Origin of the sequence: Pararoseomonas sp. SCSIO 73927, from assembly GCF_037040815.1 — a bacterium.
GTDB lineage: Bacteria > Pseudomonadota > Alphaproteobacteria > Acetobacterales > Acetobacteraceae > Roseomonas.
In genome coordinates, this window is record NZ_CP146232.1 from 2,071,347 (window position 1) to 2,089,138 (window position 17,792).

The 17,792-nt window shown below is 71.4% G+C and carries 16 protein-coding genes; 7 read left to right on the forward strand and 9 right to left on the reverse strand.

Annotated elements, in window-relative coordinates; genetic code table 11:
- Positions 1-75: 75 nt before the first annotated feature.
- Positions 76-1,374, forward strand: coding sequence for a folylpolyglutamate synthase/dihydrofolate synthase family protein (locus VQH23_RS09840; protein WP_338666083.1), 1,299 nt, complete (start codon positions 76-78; stop codon positions 1,372-1,374).
- On the opposite strand, the gene VQH23_RS09845 is transcribed toward VQH23_RS09840, so the two are convergent.
- On the reverse strand, positions 1,326-1,646 hold the full coding sequence (locus tag VQH23_RS09845; protein WP_338665462.1) for a hypothetical protein: 321 nt from the start codon (positions 1,644-1,646) through the stop codon (positions 1,326-1,328). The two genes, VQH23_RS09840 and VQH23_RS09845, sit on opposite strands and share 49 nt — an antisense overlap.
- 367 nt (positions 1,647-2,013) lie before the next feature.
- On the opposite strand from VQH23_RS09845, the gene purB reads away from it, so the two are divergent.
- From purB to VQH23_RS09870, 5 genes are all read left to right on the forward strand, one after another.
- Positions 2,014-3,375 carry an adenylosuccinate lyase gene (gene purB, locus VQH23_RS09850; protein WP_338665463.1) on the forward strand — a complete coding sequence of 454 codons (1,362 nt, stop codon included), beginning with the start codon at positions 2,014-2,016 and terminating at the stop codon, positions 3,373-3,375.
- A gap of 127 nt (positions 3,376-3,502) precedes the next feature.
- Positions 3,503-4,513 (forward strand): tripartite tricarboxylate transporter substrate-binding protein, encoded by a 1,011-nt coding sequence (locus VQH23_RS09855; protein WP_338665464.1) that lies wholly within the window; start codon positions 3,503-3,505, stop codon positions 4,511-4,513.
- Between the two features lie 58 nt (positions 4,514-4,571).
- Entirely contained in the window at positions 4,572-5,468 is an 897-nt protein-coding gene (locus VQH23_RS09860; protein ID WP_338665465.1) for an MBL fold metallo-hydrolase, read from the forward strand.
- On the forward strand, positions 5,465-6,877 hold the full coding sequence (locus VQH23_RS09865) for an MmgE/PrpD family protein (protein ID WP_338665466.1): 1,413 nt from the start codon (positions 5,465-5,467) through the stop codon (positions 6,875-6,877). Before VQH23_RS09860 ends, VQH23_RS09865 begins: the two co-directional genes overlap by 4 nt.
- On the forward strand, positions 6,874-8,307 hold the full coding sequence (locus tag VQH23_RS09870; RefSeq protein ID WP_338665467.1) for an FAD-binding oxidoreductase: 1,434 nt from the start codon (positions 6,874-6,876) through the stop codon (positions 8,305-8,307). The genes VQH23_RS09865 and VQH23_RS09870 overlap by 4 nt, the downstream gene beginning before the upstream one ends.
- Positions 8,308-8,365: 58 nt before the next feature.
- Here VQH23_RS09870 and VQH23_RS09875 read toward each other — a convergent pair whose 3' ends face one another.
- The 8 genes from VQH23_RS09875 to VQH23_RS09910 all read right to left on the reverse strand — a co-directional run bounded on the left by VQH23_RS09875 (position 8,366) and on the right by VQH23_RS09910 (position 17,378).
- Complete coding sequence (locus tag VQH23_RS09875; RefSeq protein WP_338665468.1) at positions 8,366-9,655, reverse strand: FAD-dependent oxidoreductase; 1,290 nt, start codon at positions 9,653-9,655, stop codon at positions 8,366-8,368.
- Positions 9,652-10,503, reverse strand: coding sequence for an NAD(P)-dependent oxidoreductase (locus VQH23_RS09880; protein WP_338665469.1), 852 nt, complete (start codon positions 10,501-10,503; stop codon positions 9,652-9,654). Before VQH23_RS09880 ends, VQH23_RS09875 begins: the two co-directional genes overlap by 4 nt.
- Before the next feature lie 2 nt (positions 10,504-10,505).
- Entirely contained in the window at positions 10,506-10,934 is a 429-nt protein-coding gene (locus tag VQH23_RS09885; protein ID WP_338665470.1) for a dTDP-4-dehydrorhamnose 3,5-epimerase, read from the reverse strand.
- Complete coding sequence (gene rfbG / locus VQH23_RS09890) at positions 10,931-12,031, reverse strand: CDP-glucose 4,6-dehydratase (protein ID WP_338665471.1); 1,101 nt, start codon at positions 12,029-12,031, stop codon at positions 10,931-10,933. The genes VQH23_RS09885 and rfbG overlap by 4 nt, the downstream gene beginning before the upstream one ends.
- Before the next feature lie 29 nt (positions 12,032-12,060).
- The gene (rfbF, locus tag VQH23_RS09895; protein ID WP_338665472.1) at positions 12,061-12,837 is read right to left on the reverse strand and encodes a glucose-1-phosphate cytidylyltransferase; all 777 of its coding nucleotides are present in this window, start codon (positions 12,835-12,837) and stop codon (positions 12,061-12,063) included.
- Between the two features lie 25 nt (positions 12,838-12,862).
- On the reverse strand, positions 12,863-13,864 hold the full coding sequence (locus VQH23_RS09900) for a hypothetical protein (RefSeq protein ID WP_338665473.1): 1,002 nt from the start codon (positions 13,862-13,864) through the stop codon (positions 12,863-12,865).
- 659 nt (positions 13,865-14,523) lie between these two features.
- Positions 14,524-15,417, reverse strand: a complete 894-nt coding sequence (locus tag VQH23_RS09905; RefSeq protein ID WP_338665474.1) for an SMP-30/gluconolactonase/LRE family protein — start codon at positions 15,415-15,417, stop codon at positions 14,524-14,526.
- Positions 15,418-15,482: 65 nt separating this feature from the next.
- On the reverse strand, positions 15,483-17,378 hold the full coding sequence (locus VQH23_RS09910) for an AI-2E family transporter (protein WP_338665475.1): 1,896 nt from the start codon (positions 17,376-17,378) through the stop codon (positions 15,483-15,485).
- Between the two features lie 145 nt (positions 17,379-17,523).
- Between VQH23_RS09910 and VQH23_RS09915 the strand changes: the two genes are divergently transcribed.
- Complete coding sequence (locus VQH23_RS09915) at positions 17,524-17,748, forward strand: zinc-finger domain-containing protein (protein WP_338665476.1); 225 nt, start codon at positions 17,524-17,526, stop codon at positions 17,746-17,748.
- Positions 17,749-17,792: the final 44 nt, after the last annotated feature.

Here is a 17,792-nt window from a genome sequence, read left to right on the forward strand (position 1 = left end):
GCTTCCGCCCCGCCCAATCCCTTGCCCGATCCCTTGCCCGATCCCTTGCCGGGCGCGCCCGCCGGGCTGCGCCTGATGCCGGGCGCCGAGGCCGGGCGGTCCGAACGGATCATCGACCGGCTGCACGCGCTGCACCCGAAGCTCATCGACCTCAGCTTGGACCGGCTGGAGGTCTGCCTCGCCGCGCTGGGCCACCCGGAGCGGCGCCTGCCGCCGGTGGTCCACGTGGCCGGCACCAACGGCAAGGGCAGCACCTGCGCCTTCCTGCGCGCGATTGCGGAGGCGGCGGGGAAGCGGGTCCATGTCTACACCTCCCCCCACCTCGTGCGGTTCCACGAGCGCATCCGGCTGGCCGGCACGCTGGTGACGGACGAGGATTTCGCCGCGGCGCTGGAGGAGGTGGAGGCGGCGAATGCCGGGCGCCCCATCACCGTCTTCGAGATCACCACCGCCGCAGCCATCCTGCTGTTCAGCCGCGTGCCGGCGGAGCTGCTGGTGCTGGAGGTGGGCCTCGGCGGCCGCTACGACGCGACGAACGTGGTGGACCGCCCGGCGGCCTGCTGCATCGCCTCCATCTCCATGGACCACACGGACTTCCTGGGCGACACGCTGGCGCGGATCGCCGGGGAGAAGGCCGGCATCATCAAGCCCGGCATCCCCGCCGCCACCGGCCGCCAGCCGCCTGAGGCCATGGCGGTGCTGGAGGCCGAGGCCGCCGCGCGCGGCGCCCCCCTGCTGGCGCGGGACCGGGACTGGTGGGTGGAAGCGGCGGGGGAGGGGCTGCGCTTCCGCGACGCCGCCGGCGCGCTGGACCTGCCCCGCCCAGCGCTTCCCGGCCCGCACCAGGCGGAGAATGCCGGCATCGCCGTCGCCGCCCTGCGCGCCTGGAACCCGCCCTGGCTGACGGAGGCGGCGATCGCGCGCGGGCTGGAGACGGCGCGCTGGCCGGCGCGGCTGCAGCGCCTGCACGGCGCGCTCGCCGCCGCGCTCCCGCCGGGTTGGGAGTTGTGGCTGGACGGCGGGCACAACCCCGGCGCCGGCTTGGCGCTGGCCGCGCAGTTGCGGACGTGGCAGGACCGGCCGCTGCACCTCGTGGTTGGGATGAAGAAGTCGAAGGCAGTGGCGGAGTTCCTCGCGCCGCTCCTGCCGCTGGCCGCCACGGCCTGGGCCGTGGCGGAGCCCGGCCAGCACCTTGCCGTGCCACCGGGGGAGATCGTGGCCGCCTCGGGCGGCATCGCGCGCCCCGGGCCCCGCGTGGCCGACGCGCTGGCCGCCCTGGCGCGGGCCGGGGCGGCGCCGGCCCGCGTGCTGGTCTGCGGCAGCCTCTACTTGGCGGGCGAGGTGCTGAAGTCCGACGGGACCCTGCCGGACTGAACCCTGCCGGGCTGCAGCCCCGTTCGCGCCTCCTCCTCCTGCCGGCGGCGACGCAGGCGCTGGATGGAGACCCGGATCGCGTCCGGGGCGCCGGGGGCGACCCGGGCGCCGACCGGGTGGCGGTAGCTGATTCGGATTCCCGCCCGGCGTCGGGAGGGCCGCATCAGCAGGGCCATGATCTCCATGAGGACCGACTCCGCGTCTTCCAGCGCGTGCGCCCGTGCGTAGCGGGCAAGATCCTCGACAGCTTCGACAGCGACGTGAGACGGCATCTATCCCCCTCTGCGCTTTGCGGAGCGGCTCCACCCTTGGAGGCCGCGTCCGGAAATGAGACACAAATCAAACGCCACAAGTGAAGATAGTTAACAGTCCCCTTCTTTGACTCTCAGGTTTCGCAACTTCTCTAAAATCAACCCTAAGTTGTTGACTCTCTGGAAATCCTAACCGGGTGTGGATGATCCGTGAACCCGGCGTAACCGATTGCATCACTGAATCTTGATGGATGTCGGCAACGGATGATCGCGCTGGAGGCAACCTGCAGAGCATGTCTTGCGGCAGAGGCGCGTTCCCGATTAGGTTTCAATCAGCAAAACATCTTTCATTCATTGAAACGGACGTTCGTCCGGCGGTGAGGGACCCATGGGCATCTCGGTCTTCGACATGCAGGCGCTCCAGCACAACTGGAGCACGGAGGAGACACGGGCGATCTTCGACGAGCCCATGCGCGTGCAGAAGTGGATGGAGGTTGAGGCGGCCCTCGCCACGGCCCAAGCCCGGCTCGGCATCATTCCCCAGGCCGCGGCCGACGACATCGTGGCCCATGCCAGGGGAGACACGATCGACATCCCGAGGATGGCCGCCGAGATCCGCCGCGTGAAGCACGCGCTGGTCCCGGCCATCAAGCAGCTCCAGGCCGCCTGCTCGCCCGAGGCCGGGCAGTGGGTCCACTACGGCGCCACCACCCAGGACGTGATCGACACGGGGATGGTGCTGCAGATCCGCGACTGCCACGCTCTGTTCCTGCGGGACATCAAGGCCGTGGGACGCGAACTGGCCCGGCTGGCGCGGGAGCATCGGGACACGGTCATGGCCGGGCGCACCCACGGCGTGCTCGCCCTGCCCATTACCTTTGGGCACAAATGCGCCATCTGGCTGGATGAGATCGGGCGCCACCACCAGCGCCTCCGCGAGTGCGAGCCCCGCCTCTTCGTCGGCGAGCTGGTGGGCGCGGTCGGCACCCAGGCCTCGCTCGGGCCGAAGGCGCGGCAGGTGGAGGAGGGGACGATGGCCGTGCTCGGCCTCGGCGTGCCCGACATCTCCTGGGCGCCGGCGCGGGACCGCTTCGCGGAGTACGCCTCGATCCTGAACATGATCGGCGGCACGATCGGCAAGATCGGCAACGAGCTGTTCAACATGCAGCGCAACGAGTTCGCCGAGGTGGAGGAGGGCTTCACCGAGGGCAAGCTCGGCTCCTCCACCATGCCGCACAAGCGCAACCCGGTCTTCGCGGAGAACCTGCCCTGCGTCGCCCGCGGCCTGCGCGCCTCCGCCGGCCTCATGATGGAGGCGATGGTGGCAGAGGGGGAGCGCGACGGCATCGGCTGGAAGACCGAGTGGAAGGCGATGCCGGAGTGCTGCCTCATGGCTGGCGCCCTGCTGTTCCAGTGCGCCTCCCTCCTCAAGGGCCTGCGTGTGGACAGGCAGCGCATGATGGAGAACCTGGACCGGATGCGCGGCTATCTCCTCTCCGAGCGGGTGATGCTGGAACTCGGGGAGAAGGTGGGCAAGCAGAACGCCCATGAGTGGATCTACGAGGCCTCCATGCACGGCATCGAGAACCGGCTGGACTTCGCCGAGGCCATGCGCCGCCACCCCGAAATCTCCAAGGTCTCCACCGAGGCCGAGATCACCGGCATGACCGACCCGCACGGCTACCTCGGCGAGGCCGGCGCCTCGGTGGACCGGGTGCTGGCCCGCAGCGCTGCCTGGCTGGAGGCGTAACGGCCGCCCGGCCCTTGAACATACGATCAATCAACCATGCGATAAGGGTGAATTTTGCAATTCACGCGCCGAACTGGACATAAGCCGGCCGAACCGGCAGGGAACGGCGCCCTTGGAGGAACACACCGTGGCCGACGCTCACCTTCGCCCCGCTTCCACGCGGCGCCTCCTGCTGTCAGGACTCGCCGGGGGCGCCGCCGCGCTCGCCGCGCCGCACCTCGCGCGCGCCCAGGGATCAGCCCAAGGATCAGGGGGGCGCCCCCTGCTGCTGGCCGTTCCCTTCGCGCCCGGCGGCGCCGTGGACATCATCGCCCGCGCTGTGGCGGAGCCGATGTCGGCCGCGCTCGGCCGCCCGGTGGTGGTGGACAACCGCCCGGGTGCCTCCGGCGCCATCGCCGCCGCCTCCGTCGCGCGGGCGGAGCCGGATGGCAGCACGCTGTTCATCGCCACCCCCGGCACCTCCATCACCGCCGCCTTCCAGCCGCAGCTCCTGCCCGGCGATCCCCGGCAGTTCCTGGCCCCGGTAGGCCGGCTGGCAACGCAGACCTACGTGCTAACCGTGACGAAGGGCTTCCCGGCGGACGACTTCGCGGGCCTCGTGGCCTGGGTGAAGGCGCGCCGGGGCGAGTTCCTGCTGGCGAACACCGGCCAGATGACGGCCACCCGCCTGGCCGGGGAGCTGCTGGCCCTGCAGCTCGGCACGGAGATCACGCCCGTGCCCTACCGCGGCAGCGGCGTGGTCGCCACCGATCTCCTCTCCGGCCGCGTGCACGGCATCTTCGCCCAGCTCTCGGACGCGCTGGCGCTGCTGAACCAGGGCGCGAAGCTGCTGGCCGTGAGCGCGAAGGACCGCGCGCCGCTGCTGCCGGACGTGCCGGCCATCGCGGAGACGATCCCGGGCTTCGACGTGTACAGCTGGAACGGCCTCTTCGCCCCCGCCGCCACCCCTGTGCCAGTGCTGGAGGAGCTGAACGCCGGGCTGAACAAGGCCATCTCCAACGAGGCGCTGCGCGAGCGCTTCCGGGCGGATGGCGTCACCTTCGTGCCCGGCCCGCGCCAGGCCCTGGCGGAGATCCTGGACAAGGAGATCCGGGGCTGGATGGAGCTGAAGAGCAAGGTCCGCATCGACGTCGGGTAGCGGCGCCGCCCCCGTGTGATTCCCGGGCGGGCGCCGATCGGAGCGAGAGAGGTTCGCCATGAAGGATGCACCGGCCGTCCAGGCCTTCTTCGACGAGGCCACGAACACCGTCTCCTACCTTGTCTGGGACGAGGCGACGCGGGCGGCGGCCGTGATCGACCCCGTGCTGGACTGGAACAACGCGGCGGGGGAGGCGGACACGCGCTCCGCCGACGCCCTCCTGGCCGCGGCGGAGGGGAAGGGCCTGCGGCTGGAGTGGGTGCTGGAGACCCACGCCCATGCCGACCACCTGACCGCCGCCCCCTACGTGAAGCAGCGGACCGGCGCGCCGGTGGGGATCGGCGCGCGGATCACGGAGGTGCAGGCCATCTTCCGCCCGGTCTTCGACGCGCGGGACCTGCTGCCGGGCGGCGGCGACTTCGACCGGCTGTTCGAGGACGGCGAGACCTTCGCCCTTGGCGGGCTGAGCGTGGAGGTGCTGCACGTGCCCGGCCACACCCCGGCGGACGTGGCCTACCGGATCGGCGACGCCGTCTTCGTCGGCGACACGCTGTTCATGCCGGATTCCGGCACGGCGCGGGCGGACTTCCCGGGCGGGGACGCGCGTCAGCTCTACCGCTCCATCGGGCGCATCCTGGCCCTGCCGCCGGAGACGCGGGTCTTCATCTGCCACGACTACAAGGCGCCGGGCCGCGACCGCTTCGCCTGGGAGACCACGGTGGCGGAGCAGCGCGCGCGCAACATCCACGTGGGCGAGGGCCGGGACGAGGAGTCTTTCGTCGCGCTCCGCACGAAGCGGGACGCGACGCTTTCCGCCCCCGCGCTGCTGCTGCCCTCCATCCAGGTGAACATCCGTGCGGGGCGCTTCCCGGCGGGGGAGGGGAGGGGCGTGACCTTCCTCCGCATCCCCGTGGCCGGGCGCGGCGTGATCGCGCAGGAGGAGAGCAAGGGATGACCGGACCCGCCTTGCAGGAGCTGGCCACCTGGGTGGCCGCGACGGAGGGCGCGGCGGGCGATGCGGCGGTGGATTCCGCCCTGGCCTGCTACGCGCTGGACTGGGCGGGGGCGCTGATCGCCGGCACCGCGCACGATCTCTACCCGCGCTACCTCGCCGCCTTCGCGGCGCTGGCGGCGCCAGGCGCCCCGGGCTGCGCTGGGGGCTGCGCCGTGGCCGGCGACGCGCGCGGCTGGTCGCCGGTGGAGGCGGCTGCCGCCAACGCCGCCATTAGCCATTTCTGGGAGTTCGACGACAGCCACCGCGCCGCGATGATGCACCCCGGCATCACCGTCTGGCCCGCCGTGGTGGCGCTGGCCCAGGCGCGGCCGGGCGTGACGGTGGCGGACATGCGCGCGGCCGTGCTGGCGGGCTACGAGGCCGGGCTTCGCATGGGCGCCCATCTCGGCAAGGCGCACGCGGCAACCAACCACGTCACCGCCACTGCCGGCACCTTCGGCGCCGCCGCAGCCGCCGCACGGCTGCTGCGGCTGGACGCCGCCGCCACCCTCTCCGCCCTCGGCCATGCCGGAACGCAGGCGGCCGGGCTGTGGCAGTTCCTGGAGGACGGGGCGATGGAGGCAAAGGCCGTGCATCCCGCCATCGCCGTGCGCAACGGCGTGACGGCGGCGCTGCTGGCGGAGGCCGGCATCCCCGGCGCCGCCCGCGTGCTGGAGGGAGGGCGCGGGATGCTGGCGGCGTGGAAGATCGCGCCGGAACCCTCCGCCTCCCTCGTCCCGGAAGGCGCGCCGATGATCCTGACGGCCACGATCAAGGGCTGGCCTGTGTGCGGCCAGATGCACAGCCTGCTGGACGCGACGCAGGACCTGATGCGGAAGGCCGGGCTGCGGGTGGAGGAGATCGCCTCCGTGACGGCGGAGGGGCCGCAGGCGCTGCTGGACGTGGCCGGCCTGCGCCGTCCGACGAACGCCGGGGATGCGAAGTTCTCCACCGCCTTCTGCGTGGCACTGATGCTCTCCGGCGGCGACCTCTCCTTCACCGGGTTCGACGGAAGCGCGGTGCGGGATGAGGCGGTGCAGGCCCTGGCGGACCGGATCGAGGTGCTTGCCCCGCCGGAGTTCTCCGCCCGCTACCCGAAGGAGCGCCCGGCCCGCATCACCGCGACGACGCGGGACGGGCAGGTGCTGACGGAGGAGCGCAGCTTCCGCCGCGGCGACCCGGAGGCGCCCTGGGAGTGGGAACCCCTGGTGGAACGCTTCCACGGCATCGCCGGGCTGGCGATGCGGGACGCGGCGGCGCGGCGGGCCGTGGTGGAGTGGTGCCGCGGCTTCGGGGCCGGCGATGAGACGCTGGACCGCGCCGCTGCCCCCTTCTTCCGCGTGGACCCGGTGCTGGAGCGCGCGGCATGAACGAAATCCGCCCCCCCGCCCGCGCCCTTCCCACCGATCTGGCCGAGCGCCTGCGCGCCGCCCTGCCGGAGGGCACGGTGCTGACCGCGGACACCGACCGCGAGGCCTACCTGCTGGAGGAGCGCAGCCTCTACCGCGGACAGGCGCCGATCGTGCTGCGCCCTCGCAGCACGGAGGAGGTGGCGACGGCCGTCCGCCTCTGCGCCGAGGCGGGCGTGCCGGTGGTGCCGCAGGGCGGCAATACCGGCCTCGTCGGCGGCACCGTCACCGCCGCGCACGAGGTGCTGCTCTCCCTCGGGCGCATGAACGGGATCGAGGAGGTCGATCCGGTGAACTTCACCATGACGGTCGAGGCCGGCTGCGTCCTGGCCAGCATCCAGGAAGCGGCGGAGCGCGCCGGCCGCCTCTTCCCCCTCTCCCTCGGCGCGCAGGGCAGCGCACAGATCGGCGGCAACCTCGCCAGCAACGCCGGCGGCATTAACGTGCTGCGCTACGGCAACGCCCGCGACCTCGTGCTGGGGCTGGAGGTGGTGCTGGCCGATGGCCGCGTGTGGAACGGGTTGCGCGCCTTGCACAAGGACAACACAGGCTACGCGCTGAAGCACCTGTTCGTGGGCAGCGAGGGCACGCTGGGGATCATCACCCGCGCCGTGCTGAAGCTCTTTCCCCGGCTGACCGACCGCACGGTGGCCTTCTGCGCCCTGCGCGACCCGGCCGATGCGCTAACGCTCCTCTCCCTCGCCCGCGACCGCGCCGGGGAGGCCGTGACGGCTTTCGAGCTGATGTCGGAACTCAGCGTCGAGATCGTGGCCCGCCACGCCGGCGGCCAGGACCCGATGCAGGAGCGCCACCCCTGGTACGCGCTGATCGAGCTCGCCGGCTCCGGCCATGACGGCTCCCTGCGCCCCGTGCTGGAAGGGATCCTGGAGGAGGCCTTCGAGCGCGGCACCCTGGCCGATGCCGTGGTGGCGGAGAGCGGTGCCCAGTACGCCGCCCTGTGGCGCCTGCGCGAGGGCATCCCGGAGGCGCAGAAGAAGGAGGGCGGCAGCATCAAGCACGACGTTTCCGTGCCCGTCTCCCGCGTTCCCGCCTTCCTGCGCCGGGCGGGCGAGGCGGCGGCGGAAGCCCTGCCGGGCGTGCGCGTCTGCGCCTTCGGCCACCTCGGCGACGGCAACATCCACTACAACCTCACCCAGCCCATCGGCATGGAGAAGGCCGCTTTCATGGCCGAGTGGGAGCAGATGAACGCGATCGTCCACGACATCGTGGTGGAGCTCGGCGGCTCCATCTCCGCCGAGCACGGCATCGGCCTGCTCAAGGCCGGCGAGCTGCGCCGCTACAAGGACCCGGTGGAAATGGACCTGATGCGGCGCATGCGCGACGCGCTGGATCCGGCGCGGCTGCTCAATCCCGGGAAGATGCTGGGGTGAGAGGGACAGGGGGTGCCACCCCCGCCTTCGGGCCCCGGCCGTTGGCAGTCCATCCCGTTCAGGACGAGGCGTCCGAAGCGCGCAGCATCGCTTCCGCGGCACGCCGGCCGGACATGAAGCTCTGGTTGCTCCAGAGATACGCCCATTCCCCGAAGCGCCCCGCGAGCTCGATCCCGCACCCGCGCACCCAGTCCACGACCAGGTCGCGCCGCGCCTCCATGCCGAGATCGAAGACGACGTTGCCGTAGGGAAGCGTCTTGTGATGGAGCAGCACCACCTCGTCGCGCCGGGCGAGCCCCATCGTCTCCAGCGCGGCCAGGCAGTTCTCCTTCATCTCCTCCGGCGTCGCGGTCTGCGGGTTGCGAGGGGAGGAGTAGATCTCGAACTGGAGCGAGCTGTGCCCGGCGGGCGCGTTCGCCGCCGACTTCCAGCTCGGCGAGTAGACGCGGGCCGCCATGATGTCCGTGTCGTAGATGTAGAACCACAGGCTCGGCGACACGTCGGGCCGGGCGATACCGATGGAGATCAGGTCCACCTGGCTGGCGAAGAGGCTCGCCGCGGCGGCGCGGACCTCGTCGGGCACCTCCGTCATGATGTCGATGAGCACCGGCAGGGGAATAGTGCTCACCAGCCCGTCGTAGGCTACCTCCTCGCCGTTCGCGAAGCGGATGCGCCGCGCGCGCCAGTCCAGCGCCGTCGCGCGATGGCCCGTCCGGATGTCGGCCCCCTCGATCAGCGGCTCGATGAAGGCCCGGTAGCCGCCCCGGACGGGGTAGCGCATCCGGCTGATGTAGTAGGTGCTCGGGGCCTCCGGGCTCATCGCGCCGAACAGCACCTCCCGCACGTCGGCGCGCCGCATGCGGTTCCCGATCCAGTCGAGCCCGAGCTCCCCCGCATCGACCGTCCAGTACTTGCGCGTGTAGACGAGCGGCCAGCGCTCCGCGATCGCATGGCCGTACTGGTGGATCAGCCAGTCGCGATAGGTCCGGACCTCGAGCTCCGGCCGTGCCACGAAATCGGCGATGAGCGCCGTCCTCTCCTCGGCCGGGAGCGGGAACATGTTGTTCTGCACGGGGTGCTTGAGCCAGCGCCCGTCATCCCAGTTCAGCGACGCGGCCTCGTGCTCCGCGTAGGGCGTGCGGTCGAACACCGCGCGCACCTCCGGCTCGCTGGCGAAGGAGAGGTGGACGCCGTTGTCGAAGCGCCAGCCATCCACGGTGAAGCTGTCGAGCAGCCCGCCTGCCGTGGCGGAAGCCTCGTAGAGCGTCACCTCCGTCCCCAGCTCCCGCGCGCGATGGGCTACGGCCAGGCCGGCGACCCCCGCGCCGAGCACAACATGGCCGCTCACGGTTGGGCGGCCAGCAACGAGGCGACGTAGCGTTCCAACGCATCCTCCCAACCCGGCATGACGTTCAGGCCCAGCAGGCTCAGCTTGTCGTTCGACGCGGCCTCGTTCGCCGAGACCGGCGCCCTGCGCTCGAAGCGCCGCGGCAGCAGGCGGGTGGAGAGCCCGGCCGATTGCAGGATCCGCAGCACGTAGTCGAAGCGCGAGGCCGCCCCCCCGGCGACGCAGTTCAGTGTCCCCGAGATCTCCTCCTCCAGCAGCCGCAGGCTCTGGGTCACCACGTCCTCGACATGGGTCGGGGTGCCGGTCTGGTGCGGGTCCGAGAAGACGGTCTCGGCCCCGCGCGCCTCGGCGATCCGGGCCCAGACGAAGTTCTTCCGGTGCTGCGCGTCCCCGCCGTAGAGCCAGCCGAGGCGCAGGATGAGGCTTTCCGGGAGGGCGCGGCGCACCGCCTCCTCCCCGGCGGCCTTGGCGGCGTGGTGCACGGTGGTGGGCCGGAGGGGGTCGTAGTCGCCGTAGGGCGCGCGCTTCCAGTCGCCGTAGCAGCCCGTAGAGGAGAAGTGAAGGAAGCGCGCGCCGGCCCTTCCGCAGGTCCCGGCGAGAAGTTCCGGCAGCAGGGCGTTGACGGCATAGGCCTGCCGGGGATCGTCCTCCGCCGCCTCGACATTCGTGTCGGCCGCGCAGTTGATCACCAGCGCGGGCGACAGCGAGGCGATGTGCTCGCGCAGTTCCCGGGGGCGCGACACGTCCAGCCCCTCGCGCCCGAGGCAGACGAGGTCCGCCCCGGCCAGGCGCTTGCGGAAGGCGCTGCCAAGCATGCCGCCGGCACCAGCCAGGACCACGCGGGCCATCGTCAGCCCCCCTCTCCATCGGGCCAGGGGAAGCGGGACAGGTCGATCGTCTCCGCCTCGGCCGGGTCGTGCGGGATGCTCGCGACGTTGAGGATGACGTTGTCCCCGGCCGTCTCGCCGCGGAACCCGACCCAGAGCATCGGCGGCACGGTCAGCCGCCGGTAGCGCTCCGGCGAGGAGGGGGAGAGCGTGACGTCGAGCAGCTGCTCCGCCTCCCCGTACACCACGAAGCGCACCGCGCCTGCGATGCAGACGAGGTTCAGGGTCATGCGGAAGTGCCGCTTCCAGCCCTTCGTGGCGCCGCCGGCGACCATTGAGAAGTACGCCTCGCCGAAGCCCGCATAGCCGGCATCGCTCGCCTTCATGCCGTGCAGCACGTCCCCGTTCGGGGTGTGGATGCGCCGCAGCGGGGTGAGCAGGGGCGCGCTCACGCCCAGACCCGCCCCCGCTCCGCCGCGATGCGCTCGTACTCCGCCACGTGCTCGAGCGTGAGATCGCCGGCCGGCGCCCCGTCCTTCAGGACGCTGCGGTACCAGTTGCCCGTCATGTTCATGCACTCGCGGTAGGAGAGGTTCGGCTCCCAGCCGAGCTCGAGAAGCGCCTTGTCGCAGTTGAGCTTGAGGAGGCCGGCCTCGTGGAACGGCACGTTCCCCGTCACCTCGTAGGCCTGATCGGCCCGCTCGAAGCCCCAGATGAGCCCGAGATCGCCGAGCAGCTCGACCACGGTCCGGTTCTGCTCCGCGCGCGGGCCGAAGTTGTAGCTCTCCCCGTCGGCCTTCCCGGTGCGCGCGACGTGCTCGCCGAGGGCAAGGTAGCCGCTCAGCGGCTCGAGGACGTGCTGCCAGGGTCGCGTGGCGGTGGGGCTGCGGATCTCGACCCGATCGCCCCGGCCCCAGGCCCGCACGCAATCCGCCACGATGCGGTCGGCCGCCCAGTCGCCGCCGCCGATGACGTTCCCGGCGCGCGCGGTGGCGAGCTTCACGGGGCTGTCCGGCCGGCCGAAGAAGGAGTGCCAGTAGGACTTGAAGACGATCTCGGCCGCCGCCTTGGAGCCGCTGTACACGTCCTTGCCGCCGAGCGGGTCCGTCTCACGGTAGCCCCAGACCCACTCGACGTTGTCGTAGCACTTGTCGCTGGTGATCACGATCGCGACGCAGGGATGCTCCACCTGCCGCAGCGCCTCCAGCACGTGGGTCGTCCCGACGACGTTGCTCGTGATCGTCCCCACCGGATCGGTGTAGGAGGTCCGGACGATCGGCTGCGCGGCCATGTGGAAGACGAAGTCCGGCCTGAACGACGCGACGGCGTCGCGCACCGCGTCAAGATCCCGCACATCCCCGAGACGGTGCTCCATGCGGTTGGACAGCGCGGCCATCTCGAACAGGGAGGGCGAGGTCGGGATGCCGTCCGAGAAGCCGCACACCTCGGCGCCCATGTGCAGCAGCCAGGCGGAGAGCCAGCTCCCCTTGAAGCCGGTGTGGCCGGTGACGAGGACTCGCCGGCCGCGGTAGACGTCGCGAAAAGCCATGATCTGCTGCGCTCCATGCCGACCGGCGGTCAGCCGTTCCAGATTTTCCAGGGCGCCTTGCCGGATGCCCAGTGCCCCTCGAGCTGGATCTTGTCGCGCAGCGAATCCATCGGCTGCCAGAACCCGTGATGCCGGAACAGGCCGAGCTGCCCTTCATGCGCGAGGGTCTCCATCGGCTCCTGTTCCCAGGTGGTCTGGTCGCCCTCGATGTACGACGCGATCTTCGGCGAGAGCACGAAGAAGCCGCCGTTGATCCAGCCGCCATCGCCGACCGGCTTCTCGTGGAAGCCCGTCACGAGGTCGTCCTTCGTGCTCAGCGCGCCGAAGCGGCCGGGGGGCTGCGTTCCCGTGACGGTCGCGAGCAGGCCGGACGCCTTGTGCGCGGCGATCAGGGCGGTGATGTCCACGTCCCCCACGCCGTCGCCGTAGGTCATGCAGAACATCTCGTCGTCCTGCACGTAGGGGATGACCCGCTTGATGCGCCCGCCGGTCAGGGTGGACTCGCCGGTGTCGATCAGCGTGACCCGCCAGGGCTCCGACTTCCCGTTGTGGATGTCCATGCGGTTCTCGGCGAGGTGGAAGGTCACGTCGGACATGTGAAGGAAGTAGTTGGAGAAGTACTCCTTGATGACATACCCCTTGTAGCCCAGGCAGATGATGAAGTCGTTCACGCCGTGCGCGCTGTACGTCTTCATGATGTGCCAGAGGATCGGCCGCCCCCCGATCTCGACCATCGGCTTCGGCTTGGTCGTGGTTTCCTCGGCGAGGCGGGTTCCAAGTCCGCCCGCCAAAATCATGGCCTTCATGTCGGGATCCTCGGTCGGTCGCGTTTCAGAGCGTGGAGGCCTGCCGGAGCAGGCCTCCCACGGTGCGGATGGGTTCCTGCGAGGCGTACAGGGCCTGCAGGGCGGTGCCCTCCCTCCCGGCCGCCCGCAGGTCGTAGTTTCCGGCAACCGGGCGGGTGTGGGTCACGGCGATCTCGTCGATGATGGCGATGCGGCTGTGGACGCTGCCGAGCATGCGCGGCCAGACGCGATCCAGCCCAAAGCCGCTGATGGAGCCGTAGAAGCTCCCGACGCAGGTCCTCAGCGCCTCGATCGAGAAGACCGGGCACATGACCTCCACGAAGTTCGTGAAGCGCATGGCGTAGTCCGGGTTCTGCCTCGTGATGGAGTGGGTGGCGTAGGATCCCTCGCGAAGCGCTGGCTGCGCCAGCAGCAGCTGATGGCGCTCGCAGATCTCGAAAAGGCGGTTGATGTCCTTCCAGGATGTCGCCAGGTCGTCATCCGGGAACCAGACCCTCTGGTAATTCCAGAGCGGGCTGCTCTCGGTGAACAGGGCATGGATCGCGCCGAACTTGCGGTCCGCGGGCTGGTGCGTGAGGTACTCGAACGGCTCGAGTGCCGCGATCGCCTCGCTCCCGAGCGCGGAGCCGTAGTAGCTGACGCAGAGGTCCCAGTTGCGGTCGGCATCGCTGATCTCGCGGGGCCAGGCCTTGTGCAGCGATTCGGAATTGGCGCGGAGCACCACGAGGTTCCGCCGCGTCCCGGACGGGGGATCGCCGATGAAATCCGGCAGCACGCCTCCGGAACTCTGGCCGAGCTCCTTTCCGCTGGGCACCTCGCGCCGCTCCAGAACGTGCCAGATGCTGGGGCGATGGCGCGCCTGCCCGGAAAGACGGACAATGCGATCGTTCTCGAACGTGACGTCGTCGAAGGCTGTCGTGACGACGCCGTGCTGATCTAGGAAGCACAGACCGTTCCGATCCTCCCAGCGTCGTTCGGCGGGGTTGGAGTAGCCGCCGATAGTGCCGTCGGGGAGAAGAAGCAGCACTGGCGCTAGGACCGCTTCATCGTGCCTTGAAAATTTCCATGCGGAACCTTCGAGCAGATTGCCAAGATTCCGTACGTTCATCCGCCTTCCGAGCCTCGCAAAGAGAACTTGAGTGCCAGCTTCGGGTCGCCCGCAGGCAGCCGATCCGCAGGCTCTTTAAGCGTTTAAGTCAGACAGAGTGACGGAATTTTCATGACATGCGCCTCAAGGACGGTCAAGCTTGGGGCGCCTCCACCGCTTCGACGCATTGTGCTGCGGTACCCATTGGCAGGTCGGGGAACGTAGACCGTAAAGTTGAGACTGGCGTGGCGGCACCGCAGGTCAGGCCGCCCGCTCTCCGATGGAGCGAGGGTTAGGATCGCGGCGGTGCTCCTCTCCTGCAGCCCTCTTATTTTCATGCTCCTGTCACATCGCCCCCGTCTCAGAGAACCTGAGGGCGGACGGCCTCACTCCCCTCGAGACTGCCGACATGGTGCTGGGCCGTTTCGATTGCCGCGCTGGCAAGCTGGCCAGGGGTGTCCGGAACCCGGCGCGGGAGGGCGGCATGAGCAAGACTACCGGGGTCGAAGACCTGAACGTTCCGGATCGCTGGCCGGTCATCTCGGCCGGGTTTGCGGGGCAGGAGGTGAGCGGCGCGAGGTGATCGGCGGCTGTGCCGCCTACGGCGCGCACGGGGTCGTCGGCAGCCCGGGAACCGGAGCGGCGAGCGCGAGCAGCTTTCCGTCCGGGCGCCCTGCGCGCTCGCCCGGCGGCAGGTCCTTGTTGGCCGAGGTGACGAAGATCGTGCCGAGGTCGTCGCCCCCGAAGGCCGGCATGGTCGGCCATCGCACGGGCAGGTCCACGCGGCGCTCCAACTTCCCGTCCGGGTCGAAGCGCAGCAGGCAGCCGGCGCCGTAGATGGCGGACCAGTAGAAGCCGTCCCGATCCACCGAGGCACCATCGGGCCCCTCGCCCTCCTCGACGCGGGCGAAGACGCGGGGGTTGAAGGCGTCCCCCGTGGCGGGGTCGTAGTCGTAGGCGCGGATCACCCGGGCGGGCGTGTCCGCGTGGTACATGGTCCGCCCGTCCGGGCTCCAGGCCAGGCCGTTGCTGGTGACCACGGGCTCGGTCAGCGCGGTCCAGCCGCCGTTGCCGTATCGCCACAGCGGCGCGGCCCTCGGCGCGCCAGGGATTGCGCCGGAGAGCTCGCCGGGCGGCAGGGGCTCGTACATCGCGCCGACGAGGAAGCGCCCGGCGGGGTCGCAGCGGCCATCGTTCAGCACGAAGCGCCGGGCGTCGCAGGGGGCAGGGGCGAGGAAGTCCAGCGCGCCGGCCGAGAGGTCCAGATGGTGGAGGCCCGTCCGCAGGGCCAGGAGCACCCCGTGCGCGGTCGGGGCGCAGGCGCCGACGAGGGCGGGCGTGTCCCAGCGCTCATCCCCACCCGTCGCGGGGTCGAAGCGGCGCAGGGCGGGCGCCCGCGAGTCGATCCAGAGCAGGCGGCGGGTGCGGGCGCACCAGGCCGGGCTCTCGCCATTCAGGGCGGCGTCCACGGGCAGGATGTCAATGTCGGGCATGCCGCGGCAACGCCGCCGCCAGCCCGGGGATGCGCCGGTAAGAATGCGGTGGCCGGATGCGCCGCTCAGCCCTCGCGGGGCGCGCCGAGGCAGGCCAGCGCGTCGCGCAGGGAACGGGCCTCGCAGGCTCCATCGCTCTCCTCCCGCAGGGCCGCGAGGACGGAGCTGTCGCGCTCCGCGCCCCAGACGCCGGCCACCAGCAGGGCCCCGGGGAAGCGCCGGCGCAGGCGCCGCACGGCGTAGCGGGCGCTGGCCGCGCCGCTGCCGCCCTCGAGCGCGGAGAGCACCACGGCGCGCACGCCTTCCGGCGGCGGGGCGGCGTCGCGCAGCGCCTCGGTGGAGAGGGTCCGCACCCCGTAGCCAGACAGCTCCAGCACCTGGGCGAGCATGGCGGTGGCCTGCCCGTCCAGCCGGCCGCGCCCGGCCACGCAGAGCACGCTGCCCGGCGCGTCCCAGCCCGGCGGGGCGGGCGGGGGCGGGGTGGCGTCGGCCTCGTCGCGCTCCACGGGGCCGTCCGTGACCAGCGCGGCCGCCTCCACCTCCTCGTGCTCGGAGAGGTCGTCCAGCAGCCCGTCCACCCGCGCGCGCAGCAGGTCCAGCCGCGCCTTGTCCAGGGCGCCGCGCGCCGCGTCCCCCTGGGCGAGGGTGAGGCCGGGCAGGGCCACCCGGTCGTAGTAGGCGTGCAGCGGCAGGGTGCGGAGCTGCAACTCCGCCTGCTCCGCCAGCCCGTCGCCGTCCCCGGCGAGCGCCCGCTGGTAGAAGGCTTCTGGCGGGGCCAGGGCGGCGCGGTCGCCCAGCAGCACGTCCAGGAACTCCAGCCGGTCCACGTGGCGGCCCAGCACCACCAGCCCCACCGTCAGCGGCGTGGCCAGCAGCAAGCCGACCGGGCCCCAGAGCCAGGCCCAGAAGGCGGTGGCGAGCAGCACCGCCACCGGGGAGAGGCCGGTGGAGTGGCCGTAGACCAGCGGCTCGAACACCTGCCCCATCACCGGCTCCGACACGCCGAACAGGACGACGACCCAGATCAGCATCGTCCAGCCGGGATCGACCGCGACCGCCAGCAGCAAGGGGAAAGCGGCCGCGATGAAGCCGCCGATGAAGGGCACGAAGCGCATCAGCCCGGCGATCACGCCCCAGAGCAGCGGGTTGGGGATGCCGATGGCCCAGAGGCCGAGCGAGATCAGCACGCCGAAGCCCGCGTTCAGCGCCGTCTGCGCCAGGAAGTAGCGGGAGAGGCGGGAGGCGGCCTCGTTCAGCGCCGCCGTGGTGCGCTGCAGATCGCGCGAGCCCATCAGCTTGATCAGCCGGTCCCGCAGGTCCTCCCGGTAGAGCAGCAGGAACACGACGAAGACGACCACGATGCCCGTGGTGGCCACCGGCCCCAGCAGCGGCCCGACCACGCGCTGCATCACCGTCAGGATGCCCGGCGTCGGCTCCCGCACCTCCACCGGCATGGGCGGCAGCCCCGCCTGGGGCGTTGCGGCGGGGGAGGAGGGGGCCTCCGGCCGCGGCGCCAGGTTGCGGCCGAGGTCCTGCATCATCTCCGTCACGCGGCCGATCAGGCCGTGGTCGCCCAGCAGCCCGTTCAGCTTCTGCATCACCACGGCCTGGTAGTAGGGCAGCTCGTTCGCCAGATCCGCCAGCTGCCGGCCCAGCAGCACGCCCATGCCGGATATGACGGCCACCGCGAGCAGCACCCCGGACAGCTCGGCGCCCACCCGGGGCACGCCGAACTTGCGGAAGGCCCGCACCACCGGGGCCAGCACGAAGGCCAGCAGCACCGCCAGCGCCAACGGCACCAGCAGCTCCCGGGTGAAGTAGAGCACGGCGACGAGGGCGATCCCGCCGTAGAGGACGCCGGGCCCCGCCTCCGGCGCGCCCGCGGCCGCCACCCCGTTGGACAGGCTGGAGGCGGCGAGGCCGGCGCGGGCCGGTGAGGGGCGGGGGGCGGGCTCGGACATGGTCTCCCTGCGGGAACTGGCCGGGGGGGAACGCGGGCCGTCGCACTTCGTCACAAGGTTGGATCAGCAAGGGGGCGGGCGCTGGCCGGATCGCCCCTGCGCGCCTATCTATCCGCCAGCTTTCCCCTCAGGACGACGGAGCCCGATGCGCGATCCCGAATACACCGGCTACGCCCCCAACCGCGTCCCCGGCCTGACCCCGGAGGAGGTGATCACCGTCACCGCCCGCAACGTGCCCTGCGACGGCGGCGGCGGCACGCTGGGCCATCCGCGGGTGTGGCTGCACATCGAGGGGGAGGAGATCACCTGCCCCTACTGCTCCCGCACCTACCACCTCGCGCCCGGCGCGGGGGATGACGGGCACCACTGAGGGCCCACCGCTGAGGGTTGGCCGGGCTGACGCCCGGCCCCCTT

Excerpts from the sequence above, each read along its gene's own strand:
- VQH23_RS09915 (WP_338665476.1), top strand. The coding sequence starts at position 17,524 with ATGCGCGATCCCGAATACACCGGCTACGCCCCCAACCGCGTCCCCGGC.
- purB (WP_338665463.1), top strand. The coding sequence starts at position 2,014 with ATGGGCATCTCGGTCTTCGACATGCAGGCGCTCCAGCACAACTGGAGC.
- VQH23_RS09840 (WP_338666083.1), top strand. The coding sequence starts at position 76 with ATGCCGGGCGCCGAGGCCGGGCGGTCCGAACGGATCATCGACCGGCTG.
- VQH23_RS09880 (WP_338665469.1), bottom strand. The coding sequence starts at position 10,503 with ATGGCCCGCGTGGTCCTGGCTGGTGCCGGCGGCATGCTTGGCAGCGCC.
- rfbG (WP_338665471.1), bottom strand. The coding sequence starts at position 12,031 with ATGGCTTTTCGCGACGTCTACCGCGGCCGGCGAGTCCTCGTCACCGGC.
- VQH23_RS09845 (WP_338665462.1), bottom strand. The coding sequence starts at position 1,646 with ATGCCGTCTCACGTCGCTGTCGAAGCTGTCGAGGATCTTGCCCGCTAC.
- VQH23_RS09865 (WP_338665466.1), top strand. The coding sequence starts at position 5,465 with ATGACCGGACCCGCCTTGCAGGAGCTGGCCACCTGGGTGGCCGCGACG.
- VQH23_RS09870 (WP_338665467.1), top strand. The coding sequence starts at position 6,874 with ATGAACGAAATCCGCCCCCCCGCCCGCGCCCTTCCCACCGATCTGGCC.
- rfbF (WP_338665472.1), bottom strand. The coding sequence starts at position 12,837 with ATGAAGGCCATGATTTTGGCGGGCGGACTTGGAACCCGCCTCGCCGAG.
- VQH23_RS09905 (WP_338665474.1), bottom strand. The coding sequence starts at position 15,417 with ATGCCCGACATTGACATCCTGCCCGTGGACGCCGCCCTGAATGGCGAG.
- VQH23_RS09860 (WP_338665465.1), top strand. The coding sequence starts at position 4,572 with ATGAAGGATGCACCGGCCGTCCAGGCCTTCTTCGACGAGGCCACGAAC.
- VQH23_RS09910 (WP_338665475.1), bottom strand. The coding sequence starts at position 17,378 with ATGTCCGAGCCCGCCCCCCGCCCCTCACCGGCCCGCGCCGGCCTCGCC.